The sequence below is a fragment of the Duncaniella sp. genome, assembly GCF_029056165.1.
In the GTDB taxonomy this organism is placed as follows: domain Bacteria; phylum Bacteroidota; class Bacteroidia; order Bacteroidales; family Muribaculaceae; genus Duncaniella.
Window position 1 is genome coordinate 341,198 of record NZ_JAIDBW010000012.1, and the last position, 26,064, is coordinate 367,261.

The 26,064-nt window shown below is 47.6% G+C and carries 19 protein-coding genes; 9 read left to right on the plus strand and 10 right to left on the minus strand.

Translation table 11 applies throughout. From position 1 onward, the window contains the following. Positions 1-15: 15 nt before the first annotated feature. Complete coding sequence (locus K2G41_RS03345; RefSeq protein ID WP_300114394.1) at positions 16-825, plus strand: LicD family protein; 810 nt, start codon at positions 16-18, stop codon at positions 823-825. Between the two features lie 72 nt (positions 826-897). Here the strand turns inward: K2G41_RS03345 and K2G41_RS03350 are convergent, their stop codons facing one another. Then, complete coding sequence (locus K2G41_RS03350; RefSeq protein WP_300114396.1) at positions 898-2,835, minus strand: peptidylprolyl isomerase; 1,938 nt, start codon at positions 2,833-2,835, stop codon at positions 898-900. A gap of 169 nt (positions 2,836-3,004) precedes the next feature. Beyond that, complete coding sequence (gene guaB, locus K2G41_RS03355) at positions 3,005-4,483, minus strand: IMP dehydrogenase (protein ID WP_300114399.1); 1,479 nt, start codon at positions 4,481-4,483, stop codon at positions 3,005-3,007. Positions 4,484-4,767: 284 nt separating this feature from the next. Between guaB and K2G41_RS03360 the strand changes: the two genes are divergently transcribed. Further along, positions 4,768-5,916 carry a DUF4957 domain-containing protein gene (locus tag K2G41_RS03360; protein ID WP_300114402.1) on the plus strand — a complete coding sequence of 383 codons (1,149 nt, stop codon included), beginning with the start codon at positions 4,768-4,770 and terminating at the stop codon, positions 5,914-5,916. Between the two features lie 723 nt (positions 5,917-6,639). On the opposite strand, the gene glmM is transcribed toward K2G41_RS03360, so the two are convergent. From glmM to K2G41_RS03400, 8 genes are all read right to left on the minus strand, one after another. Beyond that, positions 6,640-8,025 carry a phosphoglucosamine mutase gene (glmM, locus tag K2G41_RS03365; protein ID WP_300114405.1) on the minus strand — a complete coding sequence of 462 codons (1,386 nt, stop codon included), beginning with the start codon at positions 8,023-8,025 and terminating at the stop codon, positions 6,640-6,642. An 18-nt stretch (positions 8,026-8,043) separates the two neighbouring features. After that, positions 8,044-8,616, minus strand: coding sequence for a DUF4827 domain-containing protein (locus K2G41_RS03370; RefSeq protein ID WP_300114407.1), 573 nt, complete (start codon positions 8,614-8,616; stop codon positions 8,044-8,046). Further along, positions 8,613-9,662: a bifunctional oligoribonuclease/PAP phosphatase NrnA gene (locus K2G41_RS03375; protein WP_300114410.1), complete on the minus strand. Its 1,050-nt coding sequence runs from the start codon at positions 9,660-9,662 to the stop codon at positions 8,613-8,615. The genes K2G41_RS03370 and K2G41_RS03375 overlap by 4 nt, the downstream gene beginning before the upstream one ends. Before the next feature lie 47 nt (positions 9,663-9,709). Continuing rightward, positions 9,710-11,839, minus strand: a complete 2,130-nt coding sequence (locus K2G41_RS03380) for a HAMP domain-containing sensor histidine kinase (protein WP_300114413.1) — start codon at positions 11,837-11,839, stop codon at positions 9,710-9,712. Positions 11,840-11,923: 84 nt separating this feature from the next. Beyond that, positions 11,924-12,595, minus strand: a complete 672-nt coding sequence (locus K2G41_RS03385; RefSeq protein ID WP_300114417.1) for an HAD family hydrolase — start codon at positions 12,593-12,595, stop codon at positions 11,924-11,926. 89 nt (positions 12,596-12,684) lie between these two features. Next, positions 12,685-15,000, minus strand: coding sequence for a BamA/TamA family outer membrane protein (locus tag K2G41_RS03390; protein ID WP_300114420.1), 2,316 nt, complete (start codon positions 14,998-15,000; stop codon positions 12,685-12,687). A 215-nt stretch (positions 15,001-15,215) separates the two neighbouring features. Beyond that, positions 15,216-17,033 carry a RagB/SusD family nutrient uptake outer membrane protein gene (locus tag K2G41_RS03395; protein WP_300114423.1) on the minus strand — a complete coding sequence of 606 codons (1,818 nt, stop codon included), beginning with the start codon at positions 17,031-17,033 and terminating at the stop codon, positions 15,216-15,218. Positions 17,034-17,047: 14 nt separating this feature from the next. Then, positions 17,048-20,146, minus strand: coding sequence for a TonB-dependent receptor (locus tag K2G41_RS03400; RefSeq protein WP_300114426.1), 3,099 nt, complete (start codon positions 20,144-20,146; stop codon positions 17,048-17,050). 447 nt (positions 20,147-20,593) lie between these two features. Here K2G41_RS03400 and K2G41_RS03405 point away from each other — a divergent pair, with 447 nt between their 5' ends. The 7 genes from K2G41_RS03405 to K2G41_RS03435 all read left to right on the plus strand — a co-directional run bounded on the left by K2G41_RS03405 (position 20,594) and on the right by K2G41_RS03435 (position 25,992). Further along, the gene (locus tag K2G41_RS03405; protein WP_300114429.1) at positions 20,594-21,505 is read left to right on the plus strand and encodes a hypothetical protein; all 912 of its coding nucleotides are present in this window, start codon (positions 20,594-20,596) and stop codon (positions 21,503-21,505) included. Positions 21,506-21,527: 22 nt separating this feature from the next. Next, complete coding sequence (locus K2G41_RS03410) at positions 21,528-22,244, plus strand: MgtC/SapB family protein (RefSeq protein WP_300114432.1); 717 nt, start codon at positions 21,528-21,530, stop codon at positions 22,242-22,244. Between the two features lie 86 nt (positions 22,245-22,330). Beyond that, entirely contained in the window at positions 22,331-24,592 is a 2,262-nt protein-coding gene (locus K2G41_RS03415; RefSeq protein WP_300114435.1) for a cation:proton antiporter, read from the plus strand. Between the two features lie 127 nt (positions 24,593-24,719). Next, positions 24,720-24,917, plus strand: coding sequence for a YtxH domain-containing protein (locus K2G41_RS03420; RefSeq protein ID WP_300114438.1), 198 nt, complete (start codon positions 24,720-24,722; stop codon positions 24,915-24,917). A 69-nt stretch (positions 24,918-24,986) separates the two neighbouring features. Beyond that, a complete protein-coding gene (locus tag K2G41_RS03425) occupies positions 24,987-25,184 on the plus strand; it encodes a YtxH domain-containing protein (protein ID WP_300114441.1) in 198 nt (65 codons plus the stop codon). 132 nt (positions 25,185-25,316) lie between these two features. Then, positions 25,317-25,658, plus strand: coding sequence for a hypothetical protein (locus tag K2G41_RS03430; RefSeq protein WP_300114444.1), 342 nt, complete (start codon positions 25,317-25,319; stop codon positions 25,656-25,658). 52 nt (positions 25,659-25,710) lie between these two features. Then, entirely contained in the window at positions 25,711-25,992 is a 282-nt protein-coding gene (locus K2G41_RS03435; protein ID WP_300114447.1) for a hypothetical protein, read from the plus strand. The last annotated feature ends 72 nt before the right edge of the window (positions 25,993-26,064 follow it).

The window sequence follows — 26,064 nt, forward strand, 5'->3', positions numbered from 1 at the left end:
ATATTTTTACAGCTTATGATAGATCCTGCATTGCATTCGGAATTGAGAGAACGTTTTAATCCGGATGGCTCTCCGCTTCGCCGTCATCAGTTACTGATGCTTGACATGTTGAAAAAAATCGATCGTCTGTGTAGGGATAACGGCATCACATATTGGTTGAGTTCTGGAACGTGTATCGGCGCGTTGCGTCATGGCGGATTCATTCCGTGGGACGATGATGTGGATATCGAGATGTTCGAGCCGGATTTTAAAAGACTTAGGCGATTGATGATGGACTACTCCGGTGACGATCTTGTCTGGCAGGATTCCTCTACGGACTATGAGTATGTCCAGCCTTTCGCGAAGATTCGTGACACGCATACGGAGATATGTGAACTGGAGAATGCGGATAGGAACTATAAATATCGCGGAGCGTTTATTGACGTATTTGTGCTTCGCCCCAGTTCGTCATTGAAGCTATATGAATTCGGCGGTAAATTTCAGCAGTTGTTTTTCTACCGCACGCAGAGATTGGAAAACAGATTTCTCCGCCGGTCAGTATTATCCTTCTCACGAGTATTTGTATCGCGTATGGTATTTCCATTGTTGAATTACATAGGGATGGTGGGTAGCAACGGGCAGTTCCGCCATCGGTTGGGCACGAATTTTACAAAGGCGCGTTCCATGGAAGATATTAAATCAACACGACTCGTTGAGTTTGAAGATACCGTGTTGCCAGTCCCTGTGAATGCAGAAAATTATCTGCGGAAGATATATGGAAACTATGAGTCATTGCCGGATCTTGACAATATTACACCACATATTACTGAAATAAAATATTTCTAAGCATAGGAAAGCATCGAGCCTCCAGAACCGAATTTCGATTCTGGAGGCTCGATGCTTCATGTATGATCTTTATTATTCAGACAGTTTCTTGATAGCCTTTTTGTTGATTTTGACTTTATATTTCTTGCGGAGGGAATCAACCCATTTCTTTTCCAGATCCTGCTGATAATCATTGGTTATCTGTCCGCGGACATCGGAAGCCTCCTCAGGTGTTTCGATTACACGACCGTCATAACCGAACCATGCCACCCAACGGCCGGGAGCTTCCGGACGCTCACCGTCAAACGCAACTTTATCGACAATAGCATTCTCACCCTTACCGGTTACGACACGCTCGAGTTTGATATTTCTACCGAATTTCTCATGCATAGTATTCATGAGTGAATCCTTCTCGATTCTGTTGGCTGCAAGATAGTCCTTGGCGATATTCGCAATTGAGTCCGAAGTCGCAAAAACGACGTATCCCTTATAGTGCGGAGCATTCCACCCATATTTCGATCGGTTGTTCTCAAAATATTGGTTCAGTCCCTCCGTGTCGGTTGTCGAACGTTCCCATACGTTACGGTTGCTGATCTCAAAGAGCAGGATGCCGTCACGGTATTCATTGACGATATTTCTATACTCTGCATTGTTTACTGCAAGCTCTTCACGAGCCTTGCCGATAACTGTCTCATCGATCAGATTGTTCATGGCCTGATTGAACACTGTGAAAGCGTCGGCATTACCACCGGAGCGAACATTTTCAGGGATGAAGTCGTGGATCTCACCCGCGAGAATTTTCCGGTCACCGACAGTAGCGATGACATCAGAGCCTCCGTTCACGGCTGCGAATGCATCAGCCGTGTTACCGCTATTGGCCATTTTGGCTTTTATATTGAGTAGGGCAGCTGAATCCACCGTTACTCCGAATGTTTGTTTCAGTTCGGTGAGACGTTCTTTTTCAGGAAGAGTAGCTCGTATATCCCGGTTGATCGCTGTCTGGATACCGGCAAGCTCCTCTTCGAGTGTTCCGATGCCATGATGAGCGAGTGTCTGCACGATATGATATCCGTAGGCGGTAGCGAAAGGTTTGGAAATTTCACCCTCTTTGAGACTGAATGATGTGTCTTCAAATTCTTTCACCATTTCGCCCGGACCGAAAGCTCCAAGACGACCTCCGTTGGCTGCTGAGCCGGGATCCTCACTTTCAGCGCGTGCGATAGCATCGAAATCGCCTCCATTGATGAGTACGTTGTAGATGGAATCAATCTGGGCTTTCTTCACCTCTGCTTCCTCCGGAGTGAGGCCGCGGGTAAGCTTGAGAATGTGTCTTGCTTCCACTTTGCCGGGATTGGGACGTTCATCCTCCACCTTTATTATATGGAAGCCGTAAGGGGCATCCTCGACGACTTGTGAAATTTCACCTACCGGAGTAGTGTAGGCTGCATATTCAAAGGGATAGGGATAACGGTTGGCGATGATATAACCCATAGAGCCCTTATTGCGCACGGCTGAGCGGTCAGATGAGAATCGCACGGCCATTTCTCCGAAATCAGCCCCGCCGTTGACGATAGCATTGCGGATGCTGTCAAGCTTTGCACGGTTAGCCTCATTCTCATCGAATGTAGCTCCGAGCGGCAGCATGATATGGCTTACTTTGCGCGATTTTGCCATACGCCCGTATGCTTCATCGATCAGGCGTTTCCCGACGAGCGAATCACTGAGATAGGGTTTTGATAATTCAGCACAATAGCTGTCATATTCCTTGCGGAATTCATCCGTCAGATGTATTCCCGCCGCTTCGGCTTCGGCTACTTTAAGCTTATAGACCACAAACATGTCGATATATTCGTCCAATGTCTGAGGAGCGAGTTGCTGAAGATTATTTTTCTGATAGAGATATTCAAATTCACTCTGCCTTATGTCCTTTCCGTTTATTGTCATCACGACCGGATCGGTTGTCTTTGCAGCAGATGCCGAGAGAAGGGCGGATGCTGCTATGGCAGACAGGATAAATGTTTTTTTCTTCATGAGTTTTCGTGGCGGTATTGACCAATGTTTGTTACATTTATCTAACGTGACCGGGGAGGCTTTATTGCGTTGGCCGATCGTTTTCCGTAGCAAAGAGTGAGAGGCTGACGTCTGTCCCGACGTCAGCCTCTCACTCTTTGCGGTATGTAGTGAAGCAAGTTAGTTTGTCTTATCTTGAAGATGCACTGTAGTTGGGTGCTTCGGATGTGATTGCCACGTCGTGGGGGTGGCTTTCAGCAACACCTGCGTTTGTGATACGGGTGAATTTAGCTTCATGGAGATGCTCAATGTCAGGAGCACCGCAGTAGCCCATACCGGCACGGAGACCGCCGAGCATCTGATAGACTACCTCGTAGAGCAGACCCTTGTAGGGCACGCGGGCTGCAATGCCTTCGGGGACGAGCTTCTTCGCATCGGTTTCGTTTGCTTGGAAGTAGCGGTCCTTCGAACCCTTCTCCATAGCTTCGAGCGAACCCATGCCACGATATGATTTGTATTTACGTCCGTTATAAATAATGGTGTCGCCGGGTGATTCCTCTACGCCTGCGAGCATACCGCCGAGCATTACGGAGTAAGCACCGGCTGCAAGAGCCTTTACGATGTCGCCTGAATAGCGGATGCCACCGTCGGCGATCAGGGGCACACCTGTTCCCTTGAGAGCTTTCGCTACGTCATAAACGGCACTCAGCTGGGGAACACCTACACCTGCAATGATACGGGTCGTGCAGATTGAGCCCGGACCGATACCGACTTTTACACCGTCAGCACCGTTCTTGACAAGATACTTTGCTGCCTCACCGGTGGCGATATTACCTACGACGACATCAATGTGGGGATATTTCTTTTTGATGGCTTTGAGCACACCGATGACACCTTTCGAATGTCCGTGTGCGGTATCGATGACGATTGCATCGACGCCGGCCTCGACAAGAGCATCCACGCGATCCATTGAGTCGCCGGTCACACCGACTCCGGCGGCAACGCGCAGGCGTCCGAGCTTATCCTTGCAGGCAAAGGGCTTATCCTTGGCCTTGGTGATATCCTTATAGGTGACGAGACCTACAAGACGGTTGTCATTGTCAACTACCGGAAGCTTCTCTATTTTGTGCTGCTGGAGTATGCGGGCCGCTTCATCGAGATTGGTTGACTGATTGGTGACAACGAGACCCTCTTTGGTCATTACTTCGTCGATGAGACGCTGGGGATCCTGTTCAAAGCGGAGATCGCGGTTGGTGACGATACCGACAAGTTTGCGGTCCTCATCCACCACGGGTATGCCACCGATATGATATTCCTTCATCATATTGAGTGCATCGGCTACAGTGCTGCCACGTTTGATGGTCACGGGATCATAGATCATGCCGTTTTCAGCACGTTTCACAGCATGCACCTGACGCGCCTGCTCAGCGATGGGCATATTCTTGTGGATCACACCGATACCGCCTTCGCGTGCAATAGCGATTGCAAGAGCAGCCTCTGTTACAGTGTCCATTGCGGCAGACACCAGAGGTACGTTGAGCGTAATGTTGCGGGAAAATCGGGTGCTAAGGTTTACTTCACGTGGAAGGACTTCCGAATAGGCCGGAATAAGGAGGACATCATCAAATGTGAGTCCATCCATTTTTACTCGATCAGCAATAAATGACATATAATGATATAAAATTTATTGCGTGCAAAGTTAATCATTTTTTTTGACATGGCTTGGTTCGTGGGGCTAAATTTTTGAGCTTTTTTATCAGGTAGGGCAATTATTTCCGGAATTATATACATTAAGGTGTAAAATTCATGGATTATGATTGATGATAATTACATAAAATTGCATATCTTTGCTGCTGATTACAAGCGACGTGATGCCACGTCCGTCAGTCGTTGTCATACAATATGATCATTACTTACAAGTCACATTAATAATTTAAACAAATCTAATCCATTATGAAGCAAAATTTACTCTTGCTTGGAGCTATTCTGTTTTCAGTGAACGGCATGTCGGCCGCCGATCCTATCGTTGTATCTCCCGCAGCAGGTTCTGACATCGCTGCTGCGTTGAATGAAGCTAAAGCCGGTAAGGAAGTGGGCAAAATCACGATCAACCTTGCCGAAAATGCCGCTTACACCCTCGGCGCATCAATCGAAACCGGTGCCGGTCTTGTCATCAACGGTAACGGTGCGACTATTGACGCTTCAGCTCTTGAGACACCTGTTATCCTCATGTCGGCGACTCCTACAGTCGAGGTTGTCAGCGATTTCTACCGTGTCGATTCAGTTGCTGTTAAAAATGTGACTGTCAACGGAGCGAAGTCGTCAATTTTCTACGACAACAATACCAAGTACTGTGTTGTTGACTTTGTCCTTGACGGCGTTGATTTCGCTCTGGCTACAGCCGCTGTTGAAAACGAGGCTCTTATTGCATTCAAGGCAGGTGGTGCTAAAGACTTTGCTATAAAAAACTCTACAATTTATGGTAACGGAGAAGGTGCTAAATACTTTGTCCGCTATAATAACAATGCTCGTATAGACCGCTTTGGATATGACGAAAATGTTGATACATGGTCAATGCTTTATACCAACAATACGTTCTATAAAGCTATTAAAAACGATGGCCAGTGGGGTAACTATAATGGTGTTGCCTCGAAAGCTAAAGCCATGATAGTAACCGTTAATAAGAACATCTGGTTTGATTGTTCTGAACAGGTACTCCGTAGAATGTTCCAAAGCAAGGCATTCAAGGATTTCAATGCAGGAAGCTCTGTTGCTGAAAATACGTTCTGGTATAATGATGCTGCTGCTGAACAGGGTAATTATGGCAATGGTCTTGAATTGACGACCAATCCTGATTTTGTAAATGCAGCCGAGGGTAATTTCACAATCGGTGCTTCTACAGAGCAGGCAAAGTACCAGACCGGTGCTCCTAAGTGGCTGGTTCCTTACAGTGGGGAGTCTGCAATCGAGTCAATCGGTGTTGACAATGAAAACGCATCTGTTGAGTACTTCAACCTTCAGGGTATCCGCGTAGATAATCCTGCTGCCGGTATCTTCATCCGTCGTCAGGGCTCTAAGGTGTCAAAGGTCGTTATCAAATAATGATCGCCGTAGTTATTGCAAAGATAAAAAAGTAGATCACTGCTTCTGAGACGGCTACGTCGTGAAGTATGATTGAGAAACAGGTCGGCCATCTGGAAAATCCCGGATGGTCGATTTTTTAATTAGATGCGATAGTAGCATCGCGGAATATGGACACTTGATCGGATGAGAGAGGCAATAGTAGGTTTGAGAGTGACAGTGGTACGGTCAGGAAGTATCCGAAAACGAAAAAGGCTGTCATCCCGACAGCCTCAATTCGTTTAAACCAATCATTATCACATTTCTTGCGGAAATTTTATTTCCTTATATCATTATAACATCCCGTATTAAAAATGGTTCATTGATATTAGAAAAAATTTTTTCATAACCGGAATAGACGAGTGATTTTCTTATTAATTGAGTAAAACGGGTCATCAGACCGATAACTCGTGTCATCAATCCTATAATTGATATGTCGATTATGCATGAGCACCATAAGTGATTTATACACCTCAATTGACTTATGGGATAAAATGGTTCTGCGGGGTATATAAACGAAAAAGGCTGTCATCCCGACAGCCTTAAATTCGTTAATAAACCAATCATTATCACATTTCTTGCAATGGAAAAAGTAATTTTCTTATACCATTATAACGCAAGGGAAATGAAATGGTTCATTGTGATGTGAAATTTTTTATAATTTAATCATTGATGAATGATCATCGACATTTTTTATTGTCGCATTCAGATCATTTCTGCAATTATATCTTTGATACGCTGAGCAAGCGCATCAGCTTCAGCCATGGTTGCAGCTTCACTGTAGATTCGGATGATAGGCTCGGTGTTGGACTTACGGAGATGAACCCATGAATCCTCAAAGTCTATCTTCACACCATCAATATCAGTGATCTGCTCGCCGGCAAATTTATCCTTCACGGCAGCGAGTATTGCATCCACGTCTATTTCAGGAGTCAGCTCCATCTTGTTCTTTGCAATATCGTAGGCAGGATATGTCTTTTTGAGTTCGCTCACCTTCTTACCGCTCTTTGCGAGAAGCGAGAGGAAAAGGGCTACTCCTACGAGAGCGTCACGGCCATAGTGTGCGGCAGGGTAGATGACTCCACCGTTACCTTCACCACCGATCACCGCTCCTGTTTCCTTCATCTTCGTAGTGACATTCACTTCACCGACAGCGGCAGCCGAATACTCGCATCCGTGACGACGGGTGACATCGCGGAGCGCACGCGATGAACTTAAATTTGAAACAGTCGAGCCGGGAGTGTGGGCGAGGACATAGTCCGCGATTGACACAAGAGTGTATTCCTCGACGAACATCTCGCCGTTTTCCATCACGATTGCAAGACGATCCACGTCCGGATCGACAACGAAACCGACATCTGCACGTCCATCGGCCATGAGTTCGGAAATCTGTGTGAGATTCTGCGGTATCGGTTCAGGAGTATGTGCAAATTTGCCGGTAGGTTCACAATTGAGCTCTATGATATTCTTTACACCGAGTGCGCGTAGAAGCTGAGGGATGACAGTACCGCCGACAGAGTTCACGGCATCGACAGCAACCGTAAAGTCGGCTTTACGGATGGCATCGACATCGACCAGATCAAGAGCGAGGACCTGTTCGATGTGACGGAGATTATAGGTGTTATTGGTATATTCATGTCCGAGATCATCGACATCAGCAAATGTGTAGGCCTCTTCCTCTGCTATACGGAGCACTTCCTTACCCTGCGCGTCATTCAGGAACTCGCCGTCCTCATTGAGCAATTTAAGTGCATTCCACTGTTTGGGGTTATGGCTCGCAGTGAGGATGATGCCGCCGCATGCTTTTTCTGCCACAACTGCGATTTCTGTGGTCGGTGTGGATGCAAGGCCGATGTTGATGACATCAAAACCCATAGCGGTCAGGGTACCGACTACGATATCATTGACCATCTTGCCGCTGAGGCGTGCGTCACGCCCGACGACTATAGTGCGGTTTGTACGGGTCGTGTTTGCTCCTATAAAGGTTGCGTAGGCAGCCGTGAACTTTACTATATCCAAGGGCGAAAGACCATCGGACGGTGCGCCACCTATAGTGCCGCGTATGCCGGAAATACTTTTGATGAGTGACATGGCTTTTATGGTAGATGATTAAATCTGTGATTTATAATATCTGACTTCATAGAGGTAGGGTACGACGTATGATATCTCGTCGGAGGGCCCTTCCTGAGATTTGACAACAAGATTGACTTTAGCATCGTAGCCGAGATACTTCATAGGGAGCTGTATGCCGTAGCCATACTGTGATGATTCGCTGATGGAGATGTTCTCGAAAAGGAAATATGTCGATGCTGAATTCATGTTGTCGGCATTACCTGTTCCAAGCAGTGAATTGTCGCCTCCCACCACATAGTAGAACATATTGTAGCGGGTGAAGCGGAAATAGACACGGTCATTCTTTTCAGGTTTCACGTCCGACCCCGGATCGAGAACCTGCATATAGACGTTTGAGTCATCGTCAAGACGATAGAACGGAGCATTTTCGCCAATCTCAAATTTTCCGTCGGCCGGAACATTCTCTTCTACTCTGAACTGGACGAGGAATTTATTTACAGCCTGATTCTCATCGGCGAGAAGCTCGGCATAGCTCTTTGAATCATCACATGATGACAGACCCATCGCGAGGGCAAAGAGGAGGACTATCGGAGAAAGAAATTTTTTCATTGCAAATATTTGTCGTAATTAGGTATGATTTCTAATAGTTTATCTAATGCCTGTTCCAGCGGCCCGTGAAACTCACCGCCGGCAGCGTTTGTGTGGCCGCCACCGCCGAAATTTTCCTCACATATACGGCTGACTGAAAATTCACCTTTGCTGCGCATTGAGACTTTCACACAATTCTTGTCATCCTCACGGAGGAATACCGAGTAGGTCACGTCAGGGATAGAGAGTGGTATGTTGACCAGTCCCTCGGTGTCACCTTTATTGTAGTCAAACTCACGGAGCTCTGCGCTGCTCAGCATAATGATGGCTGCGCGATGATCCGGAAGAATCTGCATTCTGTACTGCCCATAGCCCATGATCCTCACTCGTGATTCGGATGAGGTGTTCATGACAAGCTTGTAAAGATTATCCTTGTCGATACCCTTGCGCATCAGATCATAGATGATGAGATAGAGGTCAGGATCGTTGGAATTGTAGGAGAAATTGCCCGTGTCCGTCATCATGCCCGTGTATATACAGGCTGCCGAACTACGATTGAGGTAGCGGGTCCAACCGGCTTGCCAGAAGAAAATATAGAGTAGGGCGGAGGTTGATGAGACTTCGGGATGTGAGATTATGACATCGGCCTCGATCCGTGGATCAAGATGATGGTCGATGACTACTTTTCGGGCTTTTGAATTTGTAAGCGCATCGGTGAGCCTATCCACTCTTTCCGGATCGTTGAAGTCCATGCAGAAGATGAGGTCGGCTTTGGACAGGAGCTCATGTGCGCGATCGCCTTGGCGGGTTGCCGCTACGATATCGCGCACACCGGGCAAAAACTGCAGTGTACGTGGCGCGCAGTCAGCCGTGACGATGTTGACTGTCTTTCCGAGGGCCTTCAGCACGAACCATAGTGCGCACGATGATCCCAAGGCATCACCATCAGGACTGACATGGCAGGTGATGACTATATCTTTTGATGTGAGCACAAGTTGCCTTACCGTCTCAATGAGATCCGGGGCAATCCTTGTGCGGAATCTGGGCTGTTTCTTGAATTCTGCCATAATGAATGCAAAGTTACTAAAAATATCAGAGATATTCCGGCAGATAACTATTTTTTAGGAATAGCGAGGATGAAACGTGCGCCTTTATTGTAGCTTGTGTCAAGGTGCAGGTCACCACCGAGCAGACGGGCGAGCATACGGGAGATGGTGAGTCCGAGTCCCGCACCCTGAGTCTCTTTATCGAGCTTCACGAAGCGGTCGAATATCACTTCTTTCTTGTCAGCTTTGATGCCTATACCGGTGTCGGTGACATTGAAAATCACCTTTTCATTGGATGGATCAATAGTATATCCGAGCATAATGCTTCCTTTTGTCGTGAACTTTGCAGCATTCGTCAGAAGATTGAGGAGTATCTGATGGAGACGCTGAGGATCGGTGAATAGACTGATTGCCGGTGAGGAAGCGTCGAACTGGAGCGAAACTCCCGGTGCAAGACGGTTGCGGACACCGTCAAGCACCATTGAGCAGAGGTTTCTAAGGTCGGTCGAGCGGTTTTTGATCGGCACTGAGTTGCTGTCGATTTCAGATATATGGAGCACATCGTTGACGATCGTTGTCAGCAGATCACTGTTCAGTTCGACAAGTGATGTGAAACGCTCCAGATATTTGCGGTCGCTCGCATTGGCGCAATCGACTATGAGTTTGCAGTATTCATTGATAGCTTTCAGCGGTGCGCTGACTTCGTAGCTCATATTTTTGATAAAGTCAGTCTTGAGGTTGTTGGCTTTTTGAGCCGAGTCGCGGGCTTTCAGAAGCTCGGCACGAGAGTTTTCAAGATTTTCACTTTCAGTGCGTAGCGCATGGTTTGATTGGTCGAGCGTTTTTACAAGCTGTTTGTTGCGTCGGTTCAGATTGTACAAAACTATAACGAATATGAGGAGAATGGCTGCCGCTACGGCCATTAAGATCGTGAATTTGCGGAGTGCTTTAGCTTCTGACTGTTGCTTTTCGAGCGTAAGCCTATTGTAGCTGTCGGTTATGTCAGATGTGTCGGAGAGAAGTTGGAGTTCCTGCAGTTTCTGATCAAGACGTTCGCTAAGGTGCTTTTCAAGTATGGTGTTGTACTCAAGTGATGCCTGAAGCAAAGTCTCGTTATCGCCGAGAGCTTGCGCGCACTCGATCTCATCTTTAATCAAGCGTCTGCGCAGATGTTGGTTGTGAGGATCGTCAATGCATGATTTGATGTATTGTAAAGCTGTCGCATAGTTCTTGTTGGAGAGATTGTAATAGATCTGCGGACCGGGGAATATTCGGTTTGTCTCGTAGGAAGTGAAGTCAGAATCTACGAGTCTCATTGCCATCTTATAATATTTCTCCACCTCGTGAGGAGCCAGAAGGGGGTAATTTGACAGAAAACGTGTGTAGATGACATATCTGTTAGCGTCATAATTGCGGAAATTGCGTTTCTGCTTGGCATATTTCGCTTCAAGGGTAGTTATGCAGTCAAGTGTGTTCTGATCAGCTTGCATTGCCCGTTCGTAATCGCCATTTTCACTGTACAATCTTGCAGAAGTGACATTATAGAAGTTGCGTAGCGCAATTGACTGTGTCGGAAGTTCCGCTACCATACGGCCAAGCTCGTCGAGTTTGGTGGTGAGCATATCGCTCGCTCCGAAATGGGCGAGGAGGGTGCAGATGGCATGTTGGAGGACTATACGCTCATAGAGATCTTCCGGTGGGGTCAGACTCATGGTTTTCTGAAGTTTCAAGAGGGCTTCGCGCCGCTCGTCGAGATCATTTTGCCGCGCCTGAGAGGTGTTGCGCAGAAGGCTCAGGAATGTCTGGGTCTCTTTCAGGTCATCTTGACTTACAGGAATATAATGCTCTATATCGGGATTATTGTAACGTAGGGTGCGGTCGTAGAGAACCTGCAGCATGGAATCCTTGCGGATGAATCGGTTTGCAAGATTCCGGATCACGTCAAGGGCCGCTTCGGGATTGGAAGCCCTGTCAGCCACATCTATCATCTCGAATCCGACGGGTACGCCTGTGTCGCGCGGTAATACATCAAAAAGATTATAAAGGATCGAGAGCGAATCGGCTGGATTCGTTGCTTTACTGAGTTCTGAGTAGAGGGAGTCGCTCGCCGCTTTGTTGTCAAGGCGCGTAGGGATTGCTCCGGCAATATTATACCCGGAAATCATTAGCAGGGTTATGAGAAGGAAACGGACTCTCATGGCTGTATTGGCGATATATGATTGTTTAGTATTCGGCTGTCTGTTGTGCTTATCAATAAAAAATATGTTTGTACGGGATTATCTTCAACTGTCAAGACCTTTCCGGCGGACAATCTCAAGTATTTCGGAGGGATCATCAACGATCTCATCCGCGTAATTATCCTTCAGTTCCTTAACGGATCTGAATCCCCAGCTCACGCCGCATGAATCCACACATGCACGGCGTGCAGTCTCCATATCGACTCCGGAGTCTCCGACATAAAGAACTTTGGATTTCGGGACAGGGCATTTGGCAAGGATTTCAAACACAATTGACGGGTCGGGTTTAGTCGGGATTCCATCTTTCTGCCCCTCGACAGCACTCCATTCCAGATCCGGGAAATAGTGACGGATCAGAGAGACGACGGCAGCCTGATATTTGTTGGATGCCACTGCTATTTTGACTTTCATATCCGAAAGTTCTTTCAGGAGTTGCGGAATACCGGGATAGGGAACTGTAAGATCGGCCTGATGCTCATCGTAATATTCCTTGAAGTATTCACGGACTTTCTCGACTATCTCCTGCTGGTCGCGCACATCCTCCGGCAGGGCACGTTCGATCAAACGGGTGATACCGTTGCCGACCATCTGGGGATAGATACTGAGCTGATGTTCGGGGTAGCCACATTTACGAAGTGCATAGTTAGTGGCCGAACCGAGATCAGATATGGTGTTGAGCAGAGTGCCGTCAAGATCAAAAATTACCAGCTGTTTCATCGGTAGGTTGAATTTGTTGGTTGATTTTTAGATGAGAATTTCAGAAGGATTGAAGATATTATACTTTGAATTATTTGCAGACTGGTTAATCAGAACGGGTAGCCGACAGCGAAATGGAATGTCGTGTCCCGATGCCAGTCAGGGTGGATTATTGGCCAAGGCTGCTGACCTTTTGCCGGGTTATGGGCCTTTATGCCGAGATCCAGTCGGAGGAGGAAATATGAGAAATCGAATCGGAGTCCGACACCGTAGGCAAGAGCTATCTGTTTCCAGAATGTGTCGAAATGGAACATGCCCCCCGGCTGATTTTCATAATTATGGATGGTCCAGATGTTGCCAGCATCGATGAAGGCACCACTTTCGAGTACCCAGAAGAGCTTTGCCCGGTATTCAACACTCATGTCGAGCCGGATGTCGCCACACTGGTTTATGAAGTCGGTCATAGAGTTGCGCGAATCGTAGCTTCCCGGTCCGAGTGTTCGCACTCCCCAACCGCGCACTCCGTTCGCCCCTCCGGCATAGAATCGCTTCTCGAACGGAAGTACTGAAGAATTGCCGTAGGGCACACCGATTCCTGCTCCGACGTGATAGGCGAGGGAATGACGGTTGTTGATATTGCGTGTGACCGCGTAATCTACCTCAGCTTTGACGTATTGCGAATAATTTATGCCGAACACTCTGTAAGCACCGTCGTGGCGGCGCACATTCGAGAGCGACGAGATGGCATAAAGAAGATTGCCGGCCGTCTCGATGGATGTGCGGAGGGTATAGACCGTAGGCTGTAATTTATACGTGCGGACCAGCGAGGAGGGTATTCGTTTATTGGTGCGGTAGTAGCGATAGCCCATGCTCATTATGAAGTGGTCCTCATAACTGTAGCGCAGCAATGGATTGTCAGGGGCGATGAGGTCAAGGAAATCATTGGTGCTTTCGGGGAGATAGACATAATTGATGTCTATCAGGTCGAAGTAGTGGCGACGGGTGTTACTTCGGTTGACCCATTTGTATTTCCACGCCGCACCTGCAATGATGCGGGTGTATTCTGGCCGTTCCTGATAGTTGAACGACAGAGCAAACTCAGTGCTGACATTAAGTCTCTCGCGCAGACGTTGGGAGGCGAAAGGAAATTCAAATTTCGGGAATGTAATGCCGACCTCTCCGGCATACTCGGTGTAGCGGTTGTTGATGAGTCCGTTGAAATTTCCTGAAAGACTTTCATAATTCATGCGCAGACGTGCGGTCAGCAACTGTGAGCCCTTGGCAAGATTACGGTGCTGATAAGTAGCTCCGACACCGAAGCCGAGATCACCTTCCGAGTTCGTACCCTCGACGTCAAAGGTTATTGACTGTTTTTTGTTGCGCGAGAGGACGATGTAAGCGTTGAGCATATGTTTCTCCTCGATATCGCCTGCAGGGACAAGCTCAATGTTGATGGTCTTGAGTATTCCGAGACGCGACAGGGCCTCGTATGTGCGATCGACATCAGCTGCACGATAGATGCTTCCGGGTATCAGAAAACATTTCTGACGCAGTGCTCCGGGCGAGATGTAGTGGTCAGGTCCATAGATCACGGAGACATCCTTATATGCGATAGTATCCGTAGGTATGGCTGATCTGTCTCCTCCGGGAGTGTTGCCATTGGTGATGAAGAAGATCTTGTTGATATAATATTGTTGATGTCTTGCAAGTGAATCGGCCACGAGTTTGCCGTTCTGCATCACTCGTGGCGGTCTTACGGTAAGTGTCAGATCTACATTCTTGGAATATTCCGATGTGTCGGCATAGAATGTGATGTACTCTTTATTGAAGGAATAGAATCCATGATTGCGCAATCGCTGAGTGATCAGCGCACGTTCGGAATCGAGCATGTCGCGGTCAAAACGGTTTCCGGGCTGGAGCGTGAACAGTGCTGAATCCTCAAGGATGATGCGCTCGATCACCGTGTCCGGGATCTCGTAGGAGATGGATGATATGCGTCTTGGTTTTCCGGTGTTGATTTTATAGGTGACGTCGATTTTCTTCTTTTCCGGAATTACTATGGTATCGGTTATAACTTCAGCTTCAAGGTAGCCTCGGTTGACCAACGCCTGCTGCAATTGACGGACGGAGGCATCCGTGAGCGATTGGGAATAGATCACAGGGGGCTGTCCCATGCGTCGCACCCATCTGTTGTACCACTTTGTGGAGTCTTCACCTGAGAGATTGTAGGTGCTGAGCTGCAATTTCCAGAATCCAAGGACTTTGTGATTCGGAATCTGTTTCAGATAGTTGTTCAGTTCACGTGAGGAAACTTCATCGTCGCCTTCAATCTCAATTTTAACCATGTCGAGAAGATATGCACCCTGCGGGACATGACGCGTCGAACTGCATCCCGCCAAAAGCAGGACACACATTGCAAGCAGCATATCTTTAAGAATATGCTTTGATTTATGAAAATACGCGTGTTGCCACATGATAAATCACTGCAAATATACATCACCTCCATCAAATAACCAAACTGTATTTTCAAAATGTAATTTGTTCTTATGGCGTTTTGCCTGAATGTGTGGATATATAAAAAACAGCCCGGGGTCAATCACGACTTTCGGGCTGTTCCACTCAAATGATATTTATTATTACATCAATATCCGGGGTTTTGGTATTCCTGCGGGTTTTCGATAACCTGTATCTCTGCGAGCGGGACAGGGCGGAGATAATGGATATCTTTGTTGAATTTTGTGATTTGGGGATTTGCCTTGGCCAGACGGCTCTCAAACGCGCGGAAACGTTTGAGGGTGCTCCATCTTGACCATTCACCGATCATCTCGCGGGCATATTCATCAAGAAGGAAATCCTGTGTCACATCCGCTGCCGAGATGTCCATGCTGTGGTCGTGACCGAGACAGGCACGATTGCGGAGCTCGTTGATTCGACTTACGGCAAGATTCGTATTGCCAAGACGCCATGCAGCTTCTGCTGAAAGAAGGTAAGTTTCGCCAAGACGATAGACGATACAATCCGCAGATGAGTACGGCTTGTTGGCATTGGAACCGGCATAGAGCGCAGGGGTATCGGCTTTTTTAAGACTTGGGAAGAAGCGTAAAGGCTCAGCGGGATTCGCATAGTTGTCGGCGATATTGTAAATCGCGTATCGGCATGCGTCACGTTCGGCCTGAGGTATGGTCTTGCGCGAAAGATACACAGCTGTGTCGCCGAGTGTGATATTGAACACCGGATTACCTACTCGATCTTCGGATAATTTATAACGCTGGGCATCGGCCGTGGTCCATACATAGACCGTACCGTCTGTTTCAGTAGGCTTGTTGACATAATATGTATCCTTAAAGAACGCCTTATAGCGGAGATCCTTATCGTTGTACAGGTCGAGCATATATTTGCTCGGTTGCATATAGCAGTTGCCTTTAGCAAGCTTCGGCACATCGATACCATTGACATTGGTAGCATAATTCGCCACCATTCCGTCGAGATAGATACCGGCTGTGTTGGCACTGTATGCCGACGTATGCTTCCATACACGATTGAAGTAGTTGCCGCGCGGATTGTAGGCGGTGATAGATGAGTGACAAACGACGAACAGAGCCTCCTCGTTGGTCTTGTTGTTGTTCTCATCAAAAACATCCTCGACATCGCCATAAAATTTCACGCCTAATGCTGAAGCATTGTTAATGAGATACTCGGCGGCTTTCTGGGCTTCATTTAACAGCTCGGTGCTTTGGGCGGCTGAAATAGCATCGGTGTTGCCAAGGCCGTCAGTATATGTCGCGTAAGTCATGGTGGCTTTAGCATAGAGATGGTAAGCCGCAGCACGTGTGACGTGACCTCTTACCGACTGGCTGACCGGAAGTTTATCCATTGCAAATTTCAGGTCGCTGATGATTATGTCATAGAACTCGTTGACTTTGCTGCACGGGAGTGAAGAAAGGGGAGATGTCGTAGGTTCGGTCGGAAGATATTTTCCACCCCAGTGTTCGACGATGTTGAAGAGGGCATGTGCTCTGATGAAGTGAGCCTCTGCCACGAGCGCATCAATCTGATCTTTGCTTAATCCATTCACTTTATCGGCATAGAAGATAGCGGCATTGCAGGAATTGAGGACTGAATAGAAGCCGGCGTAGCCTTCGCTGAGCATACCGGTGGTCGCACCGAAGCCGTCGTAGCGTAATATCTGACTCCAGCCGCCGTTCGAGCCGCCTGCGACTGCATCTTGCCAGATATCAGTGCCGGCCTCGGCTACCATCAGATAAGTATCTTCCGCCTGTCCGTAGATTATGCGTATGAGGTCAAAGTAACAATCGTTTATTTTCTTCTCGAAACCGCTTGGAGTCCGCCATTCCTGATCTGTCGAAACTCCTGAGGGATTGTTCTCCTCAAGGCTACATGCTGTTGTGAATAGCAGGCCGGCCAGTAATCCAAGGGATAATGATTTATTGTATTTCATGAGATTTTAGATTTTTAGAAAGAGATATTTACACCGAATACATACTGCTTGGTAAGGGGAGCATCGTCATCATCACCACCCTTTTCAGGGTCATAGTCTTTAAGGTAATGAGACTTGGTCCAGATGAAAGGATTGCTTGCAGTAAAGTAGAAGCGTACATTGCTCATCATCGCTTTGCGTGACACCTTTTCTGGAAGGGTATAGCCGAAGGTCAGATTGCGCACCTTGAGATATGAGCCGTCAAAGTAGTTGGCCCATTGCTGATAGGGATCCTGTCCGTTTGAAATACTTGCGTCCGGACGCGGGTAGCGTGCGTTTTGGTTCTCAGGTGTCCAGTAGTCGCAGATGGTCGGGGAGGGGCTGAGTCCGTCTGTACGGTACCATCCTGTCAGACCGTAGGGGATAGTCCAGTCCCAGCGGGCTATGAGCAGGAAGCTGAGGTCGAAATTCTTATAGTTGAAACTGTTGAGCAAGCTGCCTGACCACTTTGGATCTGCATTGCCGAGGACATAGTAGTCGTCGGAGTTGAGCTTGTAATCTGCCTCGCCTTTCTCGGCGATGTGTACCTGTCCCGGTTTTTGTCCATATTTTGCAGCTTCATCTGCTTGGGCCAGTCCCCAGATACCGGCATACTTGAAGCCATAATATGTGTGGACGCCTTCGCCCGGTATGAGATAATAGTCGTTGAACTGGAGAGGACCGTCGCTTGTAGTCTTGATGACTTTGTTGCGGTTAGCCGAGAAAGTCAGAGTAGTTGTCCATTTGAAATCACGTGTGTTGAAGTTGTGGCTGGTGATTGACAGTTCGACACCCGTATTGCGTGTCTCTCCAACGTTGGTCCACATCTTGAATGGAGAGCCTCCATAGCCACCCATGGCATAGGGGAGACTCTTTTCAAAAAGGAGGTTCTTTGTGTCCGTGCGATACCAGTCGAAAGTGAGGCTTAGACGTTCGTTGAAGAGTCCGAGGTCAAATCCGAGATCAAGGTTGTAGGACTTCTCCCATCCGAGATCGAGATTTGCTATCGAGAGCGCGTAACCGCTGTAAGGAACGGCTATATCTTGGAAACCGACTATTCCGGTACGGCTATATGCGAGAGTGGCATATTCCTTAGCACCGGCGTTACCTGTGACGCCGTATTCAGCACGTAGTTTCAGATTTGAGACGGTGGTCTGTTCGCTCATGAACGGTTCGTCGCTTATGCGCCATGCCACAGCTCCGGCAGGGAATACGTCCCATTTGTGACCACTGGCAAGAATTGATGATCCGTCCCATCGGCTGCTGATAGTGGCGAGGTAGCGGCCCTTATAGCTATAATTGACACGTGCGGCGTATGACATTTTTTGACTCTGAATATAGCCTGAGCTGACTGTCGGTGTTCCGGTAGCAGCACTCATGTTGTGATAGCCATAAGAGTCCTCGTCGAAATTATTGGCAATGGCCGTTACGCTTTCCCGTCGGTCTTTTGTCCACTCAGTGATTCCCGTTACGGTGAACGCGTGATCCTTATTGATCTTGAAGTCGTAGGTAAGGACATTCTGCCACTTGTAATTATAGGTGAACGTGTTCGGAACTTCGGCGCGCACTTTACCGCTTTCAAGTCCTTCGTATGATTTGTTGCCGGTATAGAGTCCCTGCTTCACGTTGCGGAAATAGCCTCCGAGTACACTCTTGAATGTGAGACCTTTCAATGGTGTGAGCTCAAGGTAGATCTGCGGAGTCACACTAAGCGTCTTGTAGTTGTTGACATACTGGTTTTCACCGCTATCCGCCAACGGGTTCATATTTCCATCTCCAAGCGGATAATCCACTGGATTTCCATCCTCGTCATACGGTATGCCGAGTGGTGGCATGCAGAGTACACGATTCCAGATTCGACTGTAGCGTTTGTCGTTATTGGAATACATGGCATAGAGGTTAAGGCCATATTTCACGACCTCACTTGCCTTGAAATCCATTTTGGCACGTGCGGAGTAACGCTGGAGTTCGTCGCCTTTGAGAAGACCTTGAATGTTGTAATATCCGAGTGAGAAATACGAATTGACGCGATCATTTGAATAAGATGTGCTCAGGTCGTAGCTTTGAGTGTGACCGGTCTGGGCTGCTTCATCAAACCAATTGACCCATTGTTCGTTATCAATGAATTCCTGCATGTAGTTGGGGAAGAGCTTGGAGTCGTCTTCCGGACCGTTCCACACTCCGACCGTGCGTTGGGCTTCACGACGGAAATTTATGTAGGCATCCCCTGTGTTGACATCCGGGAACTTTGTGATCTTGTTCCATCCGTAATAAGCGTTTAGATTGACGGAATACTTGCCCTTCTGTGGATTTTTGGTGGTAATTATGATTACACCATTCGCACCGGCGGCACCATAGATGGCTGTGCTTGACGCACCTTTTAGAACCTCGATGGATGCAATATCGTTGGGGTTGAGTTCTTCATACGAACCCTCCATGCCGTCTATGATGAACAGGGGATTGTTGTCGCCGTTGATCGAGCGCGTGCCGCGTAAACTCATGTTGACACCTGCACCTGCTTCACCGCTTGAACGTGTGATGTCGAGACCGGCCACCTGACCTTGGATAGCTTCGATTACGTTTCCAGTAGGTACTTTTACGATATCATCTCCGCTAACGGATGAAAGCGCACCTGTAAGATCACGTTTTTTCATCGTACCGTAGCCGATCACCACTATATCATCAAGAACTTGTGAATCAGGTTCCATCGTGATCGACAGTTCAGAACGGTTTCCGGGTTTTATCTCAAAAGGTTTGTAGCCGACATAAGTCAGGATGAGGGTTGAATTGTCCGAAACCCTGATGTTGAATTTACCATCAATATCTGTCGCTGTTCCGTCATGCGTACCCTTGATCTGGACAGAAACTCCCGCCAATGGTTCACCGGTTTCGTCAATTACTGTTCCGGTGATTAAATGACTTTGTGTAACTTGTTGATTTACAGGGAAATTACCCCCCCCCATTGCCGGGGCGTTGATGCCATCGGCATAGGCGGATGTAATAGCAAATGCCGTCAGGCAACACATCCATGTCCGTTTCTCGTTGTAGAGCCGAGAAATAAACGGACCATTGTGATTAAAGATTGATTTTCTCATAAATATAGTTTAATTATGGTATAGTTTAAGTAAGCTCCCGGTGCATTACCTTATTGTATCTAAAGGAGATGCAAACAGGTGGATGGATAGATTTAAAGCTAAGACAATAATTAAAGATTGATGAATTGTTTCCGCAAAGATAAGTCATTAAGATATAAAAACAAAATATTATCATCACTTTTCTTAAAAAATCTTTAATAGGATTGCTGGTTGACAATAAGTGCTAATGACATATATTGTAATTGCTGCTTGTTTTTGGAGTTGATATTTTGGGTAAGGTGTGTCGGAGGTAACCATACTCTCTGTATAAAAATAAGTTTCCTTATCATAGATTTGGATTATAGGTCAGGGTTTTGTAATTTTGCAGTTCGTTTAGGCAGAGAGGATTCTGCGTGAACTGATTATATCGTAAATTCAAAATTAACTGATAATATTCTGAATAGAATTATGAAAGGAAAAATGTCGCCGATGGTCATTCTGATCATTGTCCTTGCAGCCCTTTTGCTGATAGCTGTCGGTTTCGGTGTCACTCAGGTTGCCTCATTGAAGTCGCAGGTACAGGAAGCACAACTTGAAAACGAGGAGCTTAAACTCTCCAACGAGCAGCTCCAGCTGTCCAATGAATTTGATGTCCTCAACTCTGAATTTCAGCAGTATGAGGATCAGGCTCAGCGTCTTGCAAACGACACTATCCTTGCCAAATATACCGCAGCAAAGGCTAAGGTAGAGCAACTTATGGAGGAACTCAAGAGTCAGAAAGTCAAGTCTCAGGCCCGTATCAACGAGCTTCAGAACGAAATCTCCACTCTCAAGAAGCTTCTCCGCCACTATATTGCACAGATTGATTCACTCAACAAAGAAAATGCCGGCCTTAGAGCTGAAAATCAGGAAATCAAGAGCCAGAACCAACGTCTGTCGTCACAGGTACAGGCCGTCACACGCACAGCCGAAACGTTGAGCGAACGCATGACGCTCGCCGAGAAACTCAACGTGACCGGAGTGTCATTGGTCGGACTGAAGAAGAACGGCAAGGTCGAAAAGAATGTCACAAAAGCCAAGCAGCTCCTTGTGACCTTTACCATCCCGCAGAACAATTCAACACCTGAAGGCGAAAAGACCATCTATCTGCGCCTCGTGAATCCGGAGGGTCAGTTGCTCGGTGGCGCGGGTAATTTCTCGTTTGAAGGCAAGGCCATTCCGTGTACTGCACGCAAGTCAATCGAATATGCTGGCGATGAGATCCCCGGCATAAAGATTTACTGGGATGTCAATACCACCCTCACTCCGGGCGATTACACCGTGGAACTCTTTACCGACGGTTATCGTCTGACTTCTCGCCGCTTCACGCTTAAAAAATAATTTGTTTTTCTGATTCGGACGGATGGAGCATTTCTGGCATATAATTTCAAGTGTCGAGCTGACAACTACTTCCGCTATTTTCAGGATCACACTTAGCCTTATCCTCGGCAGTGTGATCGGAATAGAGCGGAAGCGCAAGGGGCAGATGGCCGGCTTGCGCACATTCTCCCTGATCTCGATGGGTGCATGTATAGCCATGATGTTGTCCATCTATGTCTGTCAGGAGACGGTCGGTCTTTTGCGAGGCGATCCGAGCCGTATAGCTGCTCAGGTGCTTTCGGGTATAGGTTTCCTCGGCGCAGGAACGATTATTCAGATGAAAGGCTCGGTGCGCGGCCTCACGACCGCAGCCGGAATATGGATAATCGCAACGATCGGCATGGCCGTGGGTTGTGGTCTGTATCTGATAGCCGCCGTGGCTACGGTCCTCGTTCTCGTTGTCCTTACAATTCTCGAACAGCTTGAGCACAGGGTCAATGTCGGCAACGAAGCCCGTACCATCCGTCTGAAGGTAAGGGGTATCGTGAAGACCATAAAGCCTTACCGTGATGTCCTCGAACGTTACAACATTCATCTCTCAAGAGTTTATGTCGAGTATGATTATGAAGCTGATACCACCCGCATGAATCTCCTCATACTCATCCGTGAGCATTCTGATTTCATTGAAGTGTTCTCCGCTCTTCATGACGTACACCCCACGATTTCCATATCGCTCTCGAATCAGGCTGATCTTTCCTGATATTCTCCGGCGTATTTATTACCCCTGACTTAAACTTACTTTTTTTACTTCTTCTTGTCTGACCGTTTGTCACTATAAATTATATTATGATTCTCAACTTGATTCTCGCTAACGCAGCAGCCGCTTCCGAGACCTTCAATGTCGAGGGCCTGATCACAGACCTCGCCTTCATCCTTATACTCGGAGCTGTGACCACACTCCTGTTCAAATGGCTGAAGCAGCCGGTGGTGCTCGGCTATATCGTGGCCGGTTTCCTTGCAAGTCCTCATTTTGAGTATCTGCCGTCGGTCACCACCGAGGACAATATCGAGTTCTGGGCGCAGATAGGTATAGTGGTTCTTCTATTCTCGCTTGGACTTGAGTTCAGCTTTAAGAAACTGGTGAATGCAGGCGGTTCAGCCGTTGTCTCCGCTTTGTTTATCGTCTGCGGTATGATGGGAGCAGGTTTTGCTGTCGGGCATATACTCGGTTTCTCCAATATCAACAGCCTTTTCCTCGGAGGTATGCTCTCGATGTCGTCAACCACCATTATAATAAAGGCATTCACGGATCTTAATCTGCGCCACCGTAAGTTCGCGTCGCTTGTTTTCGCAGTCCTTATTGTGGAGGACCTTTTTGCGGTGCTCATGATGGTGATACTTTCGTCCATAGCGATTAACAACAGTGTCGAGGGCGGGGAGATGCTCTATAGTGTGAGCAAACTTGCTTTCTTCCTTATAATATGGTTTCTTGTCGGAGTGTTTGTCCTTCCGTCCCTGCTCAATTCTCAGCGTAAATTTCTTAACTCCGAGACTCTGTTGATCGTATCTATGGGTCTTTGCCTCGGCATGGCTGTCTTTTCTGTCGCCTGTGGTTTTTCGCTGGCTCTCGGAGCATTCGTGATGGGATCAATCCTTGCCGGAACAAGTTTTGCCGAGCGCATTGAGAAAGTGACACTTCCCGTGAAGGATCTATTCGGATCAGTGTTCTTTATCTCGGTCGGAATGATGGTCAACCCCGACATTATCGTCGAGTATTGGAAGCCCATACTTTTCCTCTCATTCGTGGTGATCGTAGGTATGATCTTTTTTGGCACGACAGGTATGCTTCTCACAGGCCAGTCACTGCGTGTGGCTATCGAATCAGGTTTTTCTTTGACACAGATCGGTGAGTTCGCATTCATCATCGCCTCGCTCGGTATGTCGCTTGGTGTGCTTGAACCGGAAATCTATCCGATTGTCGTGGCGGTTTCGGTGATCACTACCTTTACCACACCATATTTTATCCGTATGGCTGATCCGGCTTGTGATTTTATCGAGGCTCATCTCCCGAAAAAGCTTCATTTCCTGATTGACCGTTACACGAAAGACGCCACAACTTCGGCCAGCGCAACGAAGCAATTGTGGATGTCGCTTTTCAAGCGTTATCTTTGGCGCGTGGTGCTCTATTCGATCGTTCTGATAGCCCTGTGCATCATTTCGCTTGACTACATCCTTCCGATCTTTACGAATCTTTTCCCGTCATGGGGACGGTTCTTTACGACTGTTGTCTCCCTGATCCTGATGGCACCGTTCCTGCTTGCTCTCACATATCCCGCCTCAAAAAAGACGGAGCGGGAGCGTCTTGTGGCCGCTAATGCACGCTATGATGTCCCCCTGATCGTCATGACCATTGTCCGCCTGCTTATAGCGATGGCTCTTCTGGTCTATCTTCTCAGCAGCATCTATTCGATGACCGTGGGTTGGACCATCGGCGTGGTTCTCTTCTTCGTGCTTGTGCTCTCATTCTCCAAGTCGGCCCATCGGCGTATGATAAGGATCGAGTCGCGCTTCATGGATAATCTTAACGAACGCGAACTCCGTCGCAGTGGAGCCAAGAACCGCCTTGTCCCCAACATGCACCTTGCCTATATGACGGTCGGCTACCAGTGCCCCTTCGTAGGGGAGCAGTTGAAAAACTCCGGACTCCGCAGCAAATTCGGAGTGTCCATCTCGTCCATTCAGCGTGGCTCGACAATGATCATGGTGCCCGGTGCTGATGAGAGGGTATTCCCCGGCGACGTGCTTGGTGTGATAGGAACAGATGAAGAGATCCAGAGACTTCTTCCTGTTGTCGAAGCGCAGGACGACGAACCTTCGGAAACGACCTCCACCGATGTCAAGCTTACAGGCATTCTCCTCCGCGACACTTCGCCATTGATCGGCAAAACCATAGTCTCATCTGATTTCCGCAACACTTGGGAGGCCCTGCTCGTCGCGGTGCAGAGGGGTGAGGATTACCTGCAGCCCGATCCTTCAATCGTGTTCAATGAGGGCGATACGATCTGGGTCGTAGGAAATCTCAACAAACTCAGTGCGCTTGAAGGCTGATTACTCGAATATTTTTGGAAATATTGATAAAAATTTGTAGATTTATCCCCGCAAACCGGTGAACTTTTTCAATTGCGAAACGTTTTACCTTTGTAAGAACAATAACCCTCATAAATATTCGAAAAAAATGAAAGCATTAAACATCGTACTCGCAGTAATTGGCGGTGCAGTCGCCGGCGCAACAGTAGGTCTCCTTCTCGCTCCTGAAAAGGGTGAAAAGACACGTGACAACATCGTGAAGTATCTCGAAAGCAAGGGCATCAAGCTCCAGAAAAGCAAGCTCGAAGAACTCGCCGACGAAATCGCTGAGGAGATCGGTAAGTAATTCCGCTTATCCACTCGAATCAGACTCACATTATAAATCTGTGATCCACAATTAACACCATTTACAGCTATGTCAAATTTATCATTGCTTTATGCCTTTATCGGAGGTGCTATCGTCGGTGCGGGCGCAGCAATCCTCTTCGCACCTGAAAAGGGTGAGGATGTCCGTTCACGTATCGCCGAACTTCTTCGCAAGAAGGGTATCATTTGCTCGGACAATGAGATCGATGCCCTCGTCGAGCAGCTCACTACTGAAATCGACGACTGATAAGGCATAAAATTCACCGACTTGAATAAAAATACTCAAGCTCGTGTCGCACCTATGCCTATGGTTGCATCGGTGTGATGCGGGCTTTGTGTCGGGAAAAGAGAGTATTAATAATCCGGATATTATTTTCGTATGTCTGAAAAACAGAATCAAATCCACACTCTTTGGGCTGAAATGAAGGAAATGTTGAAGCTCAATGTTGACTATGCAAAGTTGACGGTCGCCGAGAAGATGACCCTTCTGCTCACCACCGCAGCGTTTGCATTGCTCGGTTTCGTATTGATATCCCTCTTCATGTTCTTCCTGTCGCTGGCCATCGTGCGCTGCATCGCTACAGGAGTCGGGATGATATGGGCCTACTTCATCATGTGTGGATTCTACATGATTTTGCTGGGGGTGATCATAGCTTTCAGGAAGCAGCTGATCATTAATCCCATAGCGCGTTTTGTGTCACGCCTGTTCTTCAATCCGTGACCTTTTTAGAGAGAGAATTGAATTGATATTACCGGATTCATCCTGCTGATCTATGAGCAATCCTAAAGAACTTCCACACGAGAAACCTGCTTGGACAGGATATACGCTTGACGAACTGCGTTATTTGCGCGCCTACACGGCTGCACGCATCGAGATAAACCGTGATCGCATCGAGCGCAATGTTGCCGGCCTGAAGGATAACGGACCTGTTTCCAAAGGCGGTCTGCTCGGTAAGGTCCTCGGCACTCTTAGCTATATCGATATTGCTCTGCTTACCTACAAGGTAGGAAGCAAGGCTTTTAAAACCATCAGATTGCTGCGCGGAAAACGTTGAACCGTGAAGATCGTGCAGATTGAGAAAAGAAATTCCTAATACGTCACATCGCTCCGCCGCCACTGCGGGGCG

Bases quoted from the DNA above. Each gene is read 5' to 3' on its own strand.
- K2G41_RS03415 (WP_300114435.1), top strand. From the start codon at position 22,331: ATGATTCTCAACTTGATTCTCGCTAACGCAGCAGCCGCTTCCGAGACC.
- K2G41_RS03430 (WP_300114444.1), top strand. From the start codon at position 25,317: ATGTCTGAAAAACAGAATCAAATCCACACTCTTTGGGCTGAAATGAAG.
- K2G41_RS03420 (WP_300114438.1), top strand. From the start codon at position 24,720: ATGAAAGCATTAAACATCGTACTCGCAGTAATTGGCGGTGCAGTCGCC.
- K2G41_RS03345 (WP_300114394.1), top strand. From the start codon at position 16: ATGATAGATCCTGCATTGCATTCGGAATTGAGAGAACGTTTTAATCCG.
- K2G41_RS03380 (WP_300114413.1), bottom strand. From the start codon at position 11,839: ATGAGAGTCCGTTTCCTTCTCATAACCCTGCTAATGATTTCCGGGTAT.
- K2G41_RS03360 (WP_300114402.1), top strand. From the start codon at position 4,768: ATGAAGCAAAATTTACTCTTGCTTGGAGCTATTCTGTTTTCAGTGAAC.
- K2G41_RS03350 (WP_300114396.1), bottom strand. From the start codon at position 2,835: ATGAAGAAAAAAACATTTATCCTGTCTGCCATAGCAGCATCCGCCCTT.
- guaB (WP_300114399.1), bottom strand. From the start codon at position 4,483: ATGTCATTTATTGCTGATCGAGTAAAAATGGATGGACTCACATTTGAT.
- K2G41_RS03405 (WP_300114429.1), top strand. From the start codon at position 20,594: ATGAAAGGAAAAATGTCGCCGATGGTCATTCTGATCATTGTCCTTGCA.
- K2G41_RS03370 (WP_300114407.1), bottom strand. From the start codon at position 8,616: ATGAAAAAATTTCTTTCTCCGATAGTCCTCCTCTTTGCCCTCGCGATG.
- glmM (WP_300114405.1), bottom strand. From the start codon at position 8,025: ATGTCACTCATCAAAAGTATTTCCGGCATACGCGGCACTATAGGTGGC.
- K2G41_RS03400 (WP_300114426.1), bottom strand. From the start codon at position 20,146: ATGAGAAAATCAATCTTTAATCACAATGGTCCGTTTATTTCTCGGCTC.
- K2G41_RS03375 (WP_300114410.1), bottom strand. From the start codon at position 9,662: ATGGCAGAATTCAAGAAACAGCCCAGATTCCGCACAAGGATTGCCCCG.
- K2G41_RS03410 (WP_300114432.1), top strand. From the start codon at position 21,528: ATGGAGCATTTCTGGCATATAATTTCAAGTGTCGAGCTGACAACTACT.
- K2G41_RS03425 (WP_300114441.1), top strand. From the start codon at position 24,987: ATGTCAAATTTATCATTGCTTTATGCCTTTATCGGAGGTGCTATCGTC.
- K2G41_RS03385 (WP_300114417.1), bottom strand. From the start codon at position 12,595: ATGAAACAGCTGGTAATTTTTGATCTTGACGGCACTCTGCTCAACACC.
- K2G41_RS03435 (WP_300114447.1), top strand. From the start codon at position 25,711: ATGAGCAATCCTAAAGAACTTCCACACGAGAAACCTGCTTGGACAGGA.
- K2G41_RS03395 (WP_300114423.1), bottom strand. From the start codon at position 17,033: ATGAAATACAATAAATCATTATCCCTTGGATTACTGGCCGGCCTGCTA.
- K2G41_RS03390 (WP_300114420.1), bottom strand. From the start codon at position 15,000: ATGCTGCTTGCAATGTGTGTCCTGCTTTTGGCGGGATGCAGTTCGACG.